This is a genomic window from Flavobacterium frigoris (genome assembly GCF_900111075.1).
Taxonomy (GTDB): Bacteria; Bacteroidota; Bacteroidia; order Flavobacteriales; family Flavobacteriaceae; genus Flavobacterium; species Flavobacterium frigoris.
In genome coordinates this window covers 50393-62356 of sequence record NZ_FOFZ01000014.1, presented here as the reverse complement: position 1 = coordinate 62356, position 11964 = coordinate 50393, and the positions used below count along the sequence as shown (strand labels likewise).

At 36.0% G+C, this 11964-nt stretch carries 9 protein-coding genes; 3 read left to right on the top strand and 6 right to left on the bottom strand.

From position 1 onward, the window contains the following. The first annotated feature begins 73 nt into the window (after nt 1-73). Entirely contained in the window at nt 74-415 is a 342-nt protein-coding gene (locus tag BMW63_RS14950; protein ID WP_074724277.1) for a DUF2853 family protein, read from the top strand. 103 nt (nt 416-518) lie between these two features. Here the strand turns inward: BMW63_RS14950 and BMW63_RS14945 are convergent, their stop codons facing one another. The 6 genes from BMW63_RS14945 to BMW63_RS14920 all read right to left on the bottom strand — a co-directional run bounded on the left by BMW63_RS14945 (nt 519) and on the right by BMW63_RS14920 (nt 9257). Then, entirely contained in the window at nt 519-1139 is a 621-nt protein-coding gene (locus tag BMW63_RS14945) for a TlpA family protein disulfide reductase (protein ID WP_074724276.1), read from the bottom strand. 108 nt (nt 1140-1247) lie between these two features. Then, entirely contained in the window at nt 1248-2339 is a 1092-nt protein-coding gene (locus BMW63_RS14940; protein ID WP_074724275.1) for an efflux RND transporter periplasmic adaptor subunit, read from the bottom strand. 20 nt (nt 2340-2359) lie between these two features. After that, a complete protein-coding gene (locus BMW63_RS14935; protein WP_074724274.1) occupies nt 2360-5515 on the bottom strand; it encodes an efflux RND transporter permease subunit in 3156 nt (1051 codons plus the stop codon). Between the two features lie 10 nt (nt 5516-5525). After that, nucleotides 5526-6905: a TolC family protein gene (locus tag BMW63_RS14930; RefSeq protein WP_074724273.1), complete on the bottom strand. Its 1380-nt coding sequence runs from the start codon at nt 6903-6905 to the stop codon at nt 5526-5528. A 115-nt stretch (nt 6906-7020) separates the two neighbouring features. Continuing rightward, nucleotides 7021-7422 carry a hypothetical protein gene (locus BMW63_RS14925; protein ID WP_074724272.1) on the bottom strand — a complete coding sequence of 134 codons (402 nt, stop codon included), beginning with the start codon at nt 7420-7422 and terminating at the stop codon, nt 7021-7023. A 482-nt stretch (nt 7423-7904) separates the two neighbouring features. Beyond that, complete coding sequence (locus BMW63_RS14920; protein WP_074724271.1) at nt 7905-9257, bottom strand: M20/M25/M40 family metallo-hydrolase; 1353 nt, start codon at nt 9255-9257, stop codon at nt 7905-7907. Nucleotides 9258-9589: 332 nt separating this feature from the next. On the opposite strand from BMW63_RS14920, the gene BMW63_RS14915 reads away from it, so the two are divergent. Together BMW63_RS14915 and BMW63_RS14910 are read left to right on the top strand one after the other, a co-directional pair. Next, nucleotides 9590-10444, top strand: coding sequence for a CvfB family protein (locus BMW63_RS14915; protein ID WP_074724292.1), 855 nt, complete (start codon nt 9590-9592; stop codon nt 10442-10444). A gap of 615 nt (nt 10445-11059) precedes the next feature. Further along, nucleotides 11060-11890 carry a 1,4-dihydroxy-2-naphthoyl-CoA synthase gene (locus BMW63_RS14910; protein ID WP_074724270.1) on the top strand — a complete coding sequence of 277 codons (831 nt, stop codon included), beginning with the start codon at nt 11060-11062 and terminating at the stop codon, nt 11888-11890. The last annotated feature ends 74 nt before the right edge of the window (nt 11891-11964 follow it).

The window sequence follows — 11964 nt, the reverse complement described above, 5'->3', positions numbered from 1 at the left end:
TTAGTGGTTTTTTAAATAAATGTTTAAATTTGAGATACTTAACTAATTTTTATTAAATATTAAATCTTTATTTATGAGTGCAAGAGATGAATTAATTGTAAAGTATGCCGCTGATCTGAGAGACAAATGTGGTATAAGTCCTAATATGGATTTACTGACAAAAGTAACAATAGGTTGTGGACCTTCTATTTATAATGCAGATTCCGCAACAGTGGCAGGAAGCCAGCAAGTAGAATTAGATACAGTAAAAAATAATTTCTTGATAAAGAAATTGGGTTTGGCAGATGGAGCAAATTTAGACGCAGGTATCGATGCAGTAATGGAGAAATACGGTCGCTCTAATAAAAATAAATACAGAGCTGTTGTCTATTACCTATTAGCAGTTCACTTCAAAAAAGAAAGTGTTTACAATTAATATTTTTTTTATAATATGAAAAAAGCGCCTTTTGGGCGCTTTTTTTGGTTCTGTCTCATATCTCTCTATAAATAACATTGTATGTAGTGAGTTTTTACTCTATTTATTCCTCAAGCAATTGTTTTATCTGAAGATTAAACTTTTCCCCGTCATAATTAGCGAATCCCTCATGGTGTAATCTCATTATTCCATATTTATCCAAAACGATTGTAGTAGGTAATGATCCCGAATAAATTTCTTTCGGAACAGTCGATACCGATTGGAAAATTGGCAATAAAAAATTCTTCTTATCTAAAAACTGTTTTCCTATGGCGATATCATCATCCATGTTTATCATCAAAAATACTATGTTATCATTATCTTTAAATTTTGAGTGAAATTTTTCTATAGAAGGAAATTCAGCAATACATGGTGAACACCAAGAGGCCCAAAAGTTGATGAAAACAACTTTACCTTTCAAGTCAGCTGTATTTTGAACATTCCCTTCGTAATCCTTAAAATCAAAATGATTACGGAGTGTATTATCTGAAGAATTAACTGTTGAAATCTCAGCGTTGAAGAGACCAGTGAATAGCAACTGCTTAATGAGAAATGATTTTGCATCTGGACTGAATAGTAAAACAGCAATAAAGATTAGGAATACAATTGTCGACAAATTTTTCTTAATCATTTTTAGATTAATAAGTTGTTTCGATTGCTTTTCTCCATTATTTTTTTCGACCATTATTATATTATTTTTATTATTGTTGTTTGCGTCAAAATATTGACAAATCTCTATATGAATTTCTATAAAACCAAGCAACAATTGGTAGCTTGGTTTTATAGAACTTCATTATTTTACTTTTCCTTCTTTCATTTCTTCCGAAGGTTTTATCACTATTAGGTCATCATTTGAAAATTCCCCAAATACTTCAGCTATAGTATCTAATTTGATGCCTTCCTTAACTGATACTTTTTTAATTTCATTATTGTTAAAGGTAAGCACAAAAGTACCACTTTGTGTATTCAGTATACTTCCGTTTTTGACCCAATAAGAGGGTGCTTTTCTTTGTAATTTTAATTTAACTTGGGCGTAATCACCACCTTGTAACTCTCCTGAGGCATTGTCCACATCAAATTCTATAGTCAAAGAACGATCATCTCTGTTCAAGAATCCTGAACTTCGAGATAATTTAGTTTTAAATATTTTTCCGGGCTGCGAACTTATTGTGAAAGTTGCAGGCATCGATTCCGTTATAGATGCAGCATGTTTTTCGGGAAGAGCAAGTGTTAATCGCAGGCGATTTCCTTGTGCAATCATAAACAATGGCTGCCCTGAACCTGTTCCTGCAAGCGCTCCAACGGAGACATTTCGAGAAGTTATGATCCCATCAAAAGGGGCTGTGATTTGTAAATATTTTTTAAGTTGTCCGCTACCCGCCGTTCCAGCGCTGGCACTTTGATAGGAGGCTTGAGCGCTTTCCATAGCACTTTTAGACCTTTCTACTTCTATAGCAGCAACAGCTCCTGAAGTTTTAGACGCTTCAAGCATTCTTTCATACGCTTGTTTTGCATACAAATAATCGCTGTATGATTTCTTTTCCGATGATTGGTCCGAAATGTATTTTTGATTCATTTCTGGAGCGACAAGTTGTGCAAGTAATTGTCCTTTTTTGATCTTTTGTCCGCGTTCAACATATATTTTTTCGACGAAACCATTCACCTTGGCATAAACTGCTACCTCTTCGTATGGTTGTAATTCGGCTGGTAAGGATATTTCATATTCAGGATTTATATGCTGAATAATAGCTGTTTTAGGCTTCTGTAATTTAGCCACTTTGATAGCTACTTCTTTTGCTTCTTTTTTATCAGAGCAAGCAGTTAAGGCAAGCAATGTAAACGTTGCAATAGCAACCGTTTTTATTTTTTTATTTAGATCGTACATTTTATATTTATTAAAGTTTATTAAACAAAATATTTACTTTCATCATCATCTGGATCAAGCGAAGGATTTGCAATCGCTGTTCTAGAAAGCATTGACGAAAAGAAATGGGGCACCAATAAAAGTATGGTGACCGTAGAGGCTATTAACCCCCCAATAACAGCTCTTCCTAGTGGAGCCACTTGTTCGGCGCCATCGCCAATTCCAATTGCCATGGGTAACATTCCGGCTAGCATTGCGGCGGCTGTCATCAGTATCGGCCTTAGTCTTGAAGTGGCTGCAAGACGTGCTGCATTTGCTGGCTTAAGCAATAAGTCTTTCCGATAAAATTCCGCTTGATTAACTAGCAGTACAGCATTAGAAACAGATACTCCTATAGACATAATTATCCCCATATAGGATTGTAAATTGAGCGTACTTTGTGTCACAAACAACAGCAACAAGCTACCAGCAATAACCGCTGGAACTACCGACAAAATAATTAATGGCACTTTATACGATTGATAATAAGCCGCCAACATCAAGAATATCGCAATAATTGCAACTCCTAAACCTGATAATAAATTACTCAAGGTATCATCCAAAAGTTTAATGGTACCTTCTGTCCAAACCGTGACTCCCCGTGGTGGTTCACCCGCATCTTTAATGGCTTGTTTCACAGCGCTCGATGCTGTTCCCAAATCTTTGCCATGTAGATTTGCAATTAGGGTGACGTAGCGGTTAGCTCCTTTTCGATTAACTTGTGCTGGAGAAGTGACTCTTTTAATAGTTGCTACATCTTCGAGCACAGGTCTTAAACTACCATTTTTTAATGGTAAAGATTTTAGTTTTTGTTCCGATGACATTATCGCTTCTGGAATTTGTACTTGCACCTGAAACACCAATCCCGATTTTGGATCTATCCAAAGATTTTTATTTGTAAAACGAGTTGACGAAGTGGCAGTGACCAAACTTTTCGTAATATCTTGCACTGTTAAACCAAATTGTCCAGCTAGGTCACGGTTTATTTCGATTTCTAATGTCGGATAAGCTACAGGTTCTGCTATACGAACGTCTCGCAAATACGGAATCGATTTTAGATTCCCTTCAATTTTGGAAGCAAAAGAAAAAGCAGCTTTCAATTGTCCTGCACCTACTTTTACTTCTATTGGGGTCATAGCTCCTTGACCCATAATCTTTTCTGTAAGTTCCATTGGTTCAAAATTGATTGCCACTTGTGGATGACTTTTTTTCAATTTTATCCTGATCTCTTCCTTCAAATCTTCCATCGATCCCTCATACACTTCTTGGTTGACCGAAACTTGCACTATTGCCTCATGAGAAGCATTCGTAAAAGTAAATATGGGGTTAATAGGTGAAGTCGCTGGCTGCATTCCGACAAAAGCGGATGATATCGCTACGCCATTTTCTGGCACCAATGTTTTAATTTCACCTAAAATTTCTTTTACAATTCCCTCCGTTTTTTCCAGTCGGCTTCCGGTTGGAGCTTGAATGCGTAGTTGAAAATCGCCACTGTTGGACAACGGCATCACATCTGTTCCTACATTAGGCAATAACAGCGCTATCAATCCAACAGTTACAAAAACATAAAGTACAAAGAGCGAGATAGATTTTGTAGACCATTTACGCATTCTATAAGAATAATTGACGCGGAATTTATCAAAGAAAGCACGTTTGCGAGCCGTATTAGCTACTTCATTCTTTTTCATTTTCATCATCCAATTCGCTAGAATTGGAACAAATGTTTGAGAAGCAACAAAAGAAGCCACCATTGCAAAAGCTACTGCAATAGACAAAGGCATAAACATATCTTTTGGAATACCTGTCATAATAAAAGCGGGCGTTAAAACGGCTAGAATACATAGTAAAATAAGCAGTTTCGGAATTGAAATTTCAACTAGAGCATCACTAATTGCACGTTGTTTAGGTTTTCCCATTTCCATGTGTTGGTGTATATTTTCAATGGTGACAGTGGCCTCATCTACTAATATTCCTATGGAAAGCGCTAGTCCGCTCAATGTCATAATGTTAATAGTTTCCCCTAGAAAATACAACGCAGCAACCGCACTCAGTATAGCAATTGGAATAGTTAACACCACAATTAATGCTCCTCTCGTATCTCCCAAAAATAAAAAGATAACCAATCCAGTAAATACAGCACCTAAAATTCCTTCATGGATTAAATTAGATAAAGAACTTTCTATATATTTCGACTGATCGAATTCATATTTTATACTCACATCTTCTGGAATTTGATTTTGCAACATGGGTAATGATGCTTTCAAATTTTTGACCGCTTCGATTGTTGATGCATCTGCTTTTTTTATAATCGGAAGGTAAACCGAACGCTTACCGTTGATAAGTGCATAACCAACCGTTTGATCTGCTCCATCTTGAACACTCGCAACATCTCTTATGTAAATGGTACGTGAGTCGTTTGTTTTTATTGGAGTATTTAAAAACTCTTCTGGACTCTTTGCAATGGAATTTATGGGAGCCATTAAATTGTCATCGCCAATTCGGATGTTACCAGCAGGCGATGGAAGACTGTTTTTTGTAATGGCAATGGTTATTTCTTCAGCGCTCAATCCGTTGGCCTGCATGGCTTCAGGATCTATATTAACAATAATCGAACGAGCATTTCCTCCAAAAGGTGCTGGCGCAGTGATCCCTGGAATGGCAACAAACATGGGACGTATTTTTGTAAGTACTAAGGTTTGAATTTCATTAATAGAACGCTGATCACTTTCAAATACTAATTGTCCAACAGGTAACGAACTTCCGTCGAATCGAACCACCATAGGAGGTACCGCTCCAGGCGGTAAAAAGCCCATGGCTCTGGAAACTGAGGTGGAAACTTCTCCTGCAGCTTGCGCCATATTTGTTCCAGGGTAAAAAGTCAATTTCATAAGCGTCAATCCTTGAATGCTTTTGAAGTCCATACTTTTGACTCCACCCACAAACAAAAGCACTTTCTGGAATTCATTTGCCATAAAACCATCCATATAAGCAGGAGATAGTCCTCCGTAGGGCATGGCGATATACATGGCAGGAAGTTCTACTTCGGGAAATATATCTACATTTATTTTTTTTATTGCTGTAAAGGATAAGAAGACAATTGCTGCAACAGCAACAATGACAGAGATAGGCCTTCTTAACGCAAATCTTATTAAGTTCATATCAATAGAATTATAGATTAGTAAAAAGAAAATTAAAATCCGATGTCAGTTCAGCTTCATAGGCTACCAACATCCAATAATCTTGCGATGCTTCTAAAAGTTGATTTTCTGCAACTTCAAATAATTGCTGTATTTGCAGCAGCTCATTTAGCCCAATAAGACCGCTTTTGTAGCGAGATAGATACATTTTATACCCATCATCAGACTGTTTTACAGCAGTGGTTGCCTTTTCTATTTGTTTGAATTGTTGACTAATTCGCACCTGGGCTGCAGCTAAATCGGCCTGCATACTCTGCTCGTATTGTGTATGAAGGTTTTCTACACTTTCTGCTTCTTTAAGGAATCCTTTACTTTTTATGCTGTTGGTAAGAACGTTTGTAATATTCCACGTAATCCCTACTCCAGCAATGAAATTATTAGCATTGTTAGCAAAGCCATCCTTCCATTTTCCCGATACATAGCCATTGTCATTGATGCTTGTACCTCTATAAGAAATCCCTCCTAAAAAATGTACAGATGGTAACAGGGCACGATTTTCAATCGCACTTTTAGCAGTGTAAAAGTCTGCTTGATGTTTTAAAGAGCTAAGAATAGGATGAGAATTACTTATTAGTGTTTTTCTTTCTTCAATAAAAACCACTGGTTTTGCGAAATGTGCTAGTGCACTTTTGAAGTTAAAAGCACTTGCCCCAGAAAGTTCCTGTAGCTTTATCAAAGTGGCACTACTATTCCCTTCCAACTGGTCATTTATTGCAAGTGCTTGAATATAAGCAGAAGAAGCCAGTAAACTATCAGCCGCAGGTTTTAATCCCGCTTTTGACAATCCAGAAGTAATGGTACGAATCTCATGTAGTCGTTCAATCGTTTTTTCATTCCAAGAAAGTTTTGTTTTGTTGTATAAAAGTTTGATATATCTTTCGGATAAAAGCTTTTTTAGTTGCAGAACATAAGCGTCTTTTTCACTATTTTTTCCATTTGTGACTGCACGAGCGGCTTCATTTTCTTTTCGAAGTTTACCAAAAGAAAAGACTTCCCAATCTACAACAGCAGACCCAAATGAATTTGATGAGAGATTAGCTCCATATAATGATGCGTCACCACTAACATTAAAAAAACCAGCTTGTGGAAAAAATGCGCCGCCAATACCATCATACGTTCCATAAGTACTTTGCGCTTGCGCTTTAATTTGCGGTAGTCTGCTCGATTTTACTGCACGCTCATTGAATGCGGAAGCATCTGCAGCAGTTTGTTTGGCTTTAATTCCTGAGTAATCTTCTGCAACATTTTGCCACAAATCATTTAAAGATTCAGATGACTGTTGTGCATATACGGGAACTAAGAATCCCGTGACTAGCCACAAGAATGTGGCTGCCAATTTATATTTGACCATAATAAAATAATAGATTTTGAGATCAGGTTATTGATCAATTAATTGAAAAATTGATGTACTGAAAGATGCCATAGTAGAAGGTTCTCCAATGGCATTTATAAAAACTATTAGGGTATCAAATGATCAATTTGCGGTAGAGCAAGAAGATGGGTAAAGGATCACAAATTTTAAAGGTGTTGTAAAAAGGATGCTTATTTTTTTCTTTTTCAGAAACAGAAAAAAGTAGCATTACAATTGCTGACAAAGTAGCAACAGCCAATAAGTTACTTGTAAATGATGATTGTGTTGGAGCTTGTGATAAATCGGAAGTTAGCGAATGCGAACAAGCATCGAAAACGGCAGTTGAAAAAACATTGTTTTTTTTATTTCCACCCTGCTCAATTGCAGTAGGAATTCCAAGAACATTTTTTATTTCATTTTGTATGTAGCATGAAGAAAAAAGTAAAATAGTAATCGCAGCAATTGAAAACAAATGCCGAAATAGGAGTGCTATATTAGTTTTTAAATTCCTGTTCATTGCTACGAAGATATGTTTATTGTTAAGAAATACAAACCGGAATCAATAAATTTAGATTTTTTTAACTTCTTTGTGACTATTTATTCCATTAAACGCTCCCTCTTACTTCTGTTGGTTTTGAGGTTCTTTTTATCAATTGTAATTTTTCAAGATTTATTGCATCTAAAAATAGCTATGTCATTAGAATAGACCTACTATATTACTTCTAAGAGAAAGTTAACAGGTACATCTTATTTTTAACCGATGAACGTGTCCAAAAAAAACAGGATATATGTTTTAAAGAGAAAGCAGTCCAACTTACTTAAGTGAGAATAATCATTTCAAAAATCACTTGGGATTTAGGATTACCAGCTGAATAATTCCAGCATAAATATGCTTGAATCATTCTATAGGTTCGCAGTATAAATTTAGAGAAATTAATTTCATTTTGATTTCTTAAATAGATGCTAAAAAGTTCTTTTTTTGTTTATTCCTATGTCGTTTTAACGAATAGGTATTGGAAAAACCGGTAAGCTTGCATGTCCTAATTCATCTATCGCTTGAACAGCAAAAAGGAAATTATCTTTAGAATAGGGGATTGTGGTTTTCGTATCTGTAATGAATATCATTTTCTCCCAATTTGTGGATGATGTTTCTCTTATAAGAACTTGGTATCCGTACGTTTTTTTGGTCTCCGCTGCTTTCCAAACTAAAGTTGAGAAATTAGTCAAGTCTTTTACCTCAATGCCCACATTAGTAGGCGCTTTTGGTGCCCAAGCTAAATTAGCCAATGTGGCTAAATTTGAAGCAGCTATTTTGCGTAGGTATTCAAAATCCATGAATTCGGGTAAGTCACCATATTTAATGGCGTTTTCAGTTCGTAAATCTTGGTGTTGATGATCAAAGTTTTCATTCATTTCGCAGAAACGAACTGCAGTGAATCCGTTTTGACTAAAAGGAGTATGATCACCACCGCGTAAAAAACGGTCATTTCTATAGACCAAGTTAACTTCTAACTGAGCTACATATTGATCAGTTGCTGTTTTTATGTATCGCGCTAACAGTCGAGATGGGCTGTCGTTGTCTCTATTGGTTAGTTTTCTCATTTTTGCTTCGTCCTCAGTTTCGAGATAGGGAGTCGCTTCACTAAATACTCTTACTTTAGTATTGTCTCTAAGGTTTGTTCCGCTAGACAAGCTGTTTCCTACCATATCGTTGTTGAGCATCGCCACGATATTCCAGTTTTCTTTCTTGGCAAGCTCAGCTAAATGTCTGGCGCCATACAATCCTTGTTCTTCTCCTGTAACTGCTACAAAAAGGATTGTGTATGGAAAAGATCGCTTACTCATAACTTTAGCCAGTTCCATCATGGCGGCAACTCCAGAACCATCGTCATTAGCACCTGGCGCATCTGATTTGGCATCCATAACATCTGTAACTCGGGAGTCGAGATGACCGCTTATAATTAATACTCGGTCATCACTGGAATCTGTTCCTTTTAAGGTTGCCATTACATTTCCCATTTGGCTATCAACAGCAATACGTCTGCCGTCTGCTTTTATGGTAAAATAATCGATTTTTGACGTAAGTCGGCCATTTGATTCTAAAGCGTATTTATCAAATTCAGATTTCACCCATTGTTGTGCTGCGCCAATGCCTCGCGTTTTACTTTTAGTGTCGCTTAAGGTATGGCGGGTGCCAAAGGAAACAAGTTTTTTTACGGTGTTTTCAAGACTTTCAGCTTTGACTTCCGTAATCATTTTTTTAATTTCGGGATCATCAACAGTGATTTGGGCGAAGCTGACTTGAGTAAAAAGCAATAAGGCAAAGAGGTAGCAAAAAAGATTTGGTTTCATTTATTTTTTGGTATTTATTTTCAGAATTTAAAATTAAGTAAAAAAAGAGATTTAATAGTGGGTAAAAATAATTTTAATAGTTGTTTAATGAGTTTTAAGGAGCTTTTTGTTGGTTATGTAGAAAATGAAACGTTGTAATTTAGCCCCGATAGAAGTGCGTATCCTTTTTGGGCTGGGGTTCAGCCCAAAAGATACTGCGGATAGCGGGACGAATCGTTTTTGTAATTTATGTTGTTTTTGCTTCTAAAAAGGAAAATACGAGGGAATTGTATGATGGGATGGGGTTACTATTTTCAAACTTCGTACCTTTGCAGCTTAGAAAATTGAATAAAATGATTGAAATAGGAAAATACAATACGCTTACAATACTTCGTGACACTAAAGTTGGTTTATTTCTGGGCACACCAGAGACAGATCCTGAGGGAATACACGACATACTTTTACCCAATAAATATGTGCCTAACGAATTTGAGATAGGTGAGGAGTTGATTGTTTTTGTTTATTTAGATCATGAAGAACGTCCTGTAGCAACAACACTAGAGCCTTATATTTTATTAAATGAATTTGCACTTTTGCGTGTAAATTATGTTAATCAGATTGGTGCTTTTATGGATTGGGGAATGGAAAAAGACATTCTGGTTCCGTTTAAAGAACAGGCTCGTCTTATGGAAAAAGGAAAACGGTACTTAGTTTATCTTTATATGGATGAGAAAACGAACCGTTTAGTAGCTTCAAGTAAGACGAATCAATTTCTTAAAAATGAAGAACTTACAGTTGAAAAAGGAGAGGAAGTAGATTTGATTGTTTCGCACATTACGGAGATTGGGATCAACGTAATTATAAATGAACGTCATAAAGGATTGCTTTACAAAGATGAAGTTTATGATGATGCTATTCGTACGGGTGATCGTATGCGCGGATACATTAAAAATATTCGTCCTGATAATAAAATTGATGTTGCATTACAGATACAAGGATATCAAAGCATCGAACCTAATGCAGATTTAATTCTAGATGAATTAAGAGCCAGTCGTGGTTTTTTACGATTGACAGATAGCTCACATCCTGAGGATATAAAGACTGTTTTAAAAATGAGTAAGAAAACATTCAAGAAAGCGATTGGAGCTTTGTATAGAGAAAAGCTAATCGAAATCAAAGAAGACGGAATATACCTGATTAAAGAATAAAAAAAAAGAAAGACTAATCGAAAACGGTTAGTCTTTCTCTTTTTTAGTTTGTTTCGAATAATCGAAGTACAAAGCTAAAAATAATCTAGGGCAAAAATTTACTTACAAGCTAGACTCTTATTTATAATAAAAACCATTTGGTTTCTTTTTATTGTATAAAGATAGTAAATCCAAAATTTTTGCTGCCATGTAACTTTGTTAATGCAGCGATATGGTTTTCATAATCTTTCTTTTAACCGTAGGTGTTACTATAGTCCTTTCACAATTTCGGTAAATAGCTTTCCCGTTTTCTCACTTTTTCTGTTGTTATTATTTAAAACCACAAAATAAAGAGAGACGAAATTTTTAAATTCAATCAAAGTATTCTTTTTTTAGGTTAATAAATCAGTGAAGTTTAATAGCTAAATCAGGATTGTTTATTCCTATTCTGCTGATTAGCATGTTCTAAAATTAGTCATTATAGTAGTTGACCACTGTTAATAAACTATTTTTTTTTAAACTTTAACACTTTACCATCGTTTTGTAAAGGAAGGATTTCTAAAGCTTCCCTCATAGAATAGTATAAAATGCAAAAAATGATTTATTTTTACACTTAAATAATTTAAATCAATTATAATGGATTGGATCACTGCCAAAGAATACGAAGATATCACCTATAAGAAATGCAATGGAGTTGCTAGAATAGCATTCAACAGACCTGATGTGCGCAATGCTTTTCGTCCAAAAACAACAGCTGAGCTATACAACGCATTTTACGATGCGCAAGAAGACACTTCTATAGGGGTTGTTTTACTTTCTGCTGAAGGGCCTTCGTCGAAAGATGGAGTGTACTCTTTTTGCAGCGGCGGGGATCAAAATGCCCGTGGTCATCAGGGGTACGTGGGAGAGGACGGTCAACATCGTTTGAACATATTAGAAGTACAACGTTTAATCCGTTTTATGCCAAAGGTGGTGATTGCGGTGGTTCCTGGCTGGGCAGTAGGTGGTGGACATAGTTTACATGTCGTTTGCGATCTAACACTAGCGAGTAAAGAGCACGCGATCTTTAAACAAACAGACGCTGATGTGACCAGTTTTGACGGTGGTTATGGTTCTGCTTACCTTGCTAAGATGGTAGGACAGAAAAAAGCACGTGAGATTTTCTTTTTAGGACGCAATTATTCGGCTCAGGATGCAATGGATATGGGGATGGTAAATGCCGTTATTCCTCATGCTGAATTAGAAGATACCGCTTATGAGTGGGCACAAGAAATATTAGGCAAATCACCTATGGCGATCAAAATGCTAAAATTTGCGATGAATCTGACCGATGATGGCATGGTAGGACAACAGGTTTTTGCAGGTGAAGCTACGCGATTAGCCTATATGACCGAAGAAGCCAAAGAAGGTAGAAATGCATTCCTTGAAAAGCGTAAGCCAAACTTTGAGAAAAAATGGTTGCCCTAATACCGTTTAAAATTTAAGGCTTGAAGTTGGTTTTAATAACCTACTTTAAACGTTTTGAATACTAAACTTTTAAC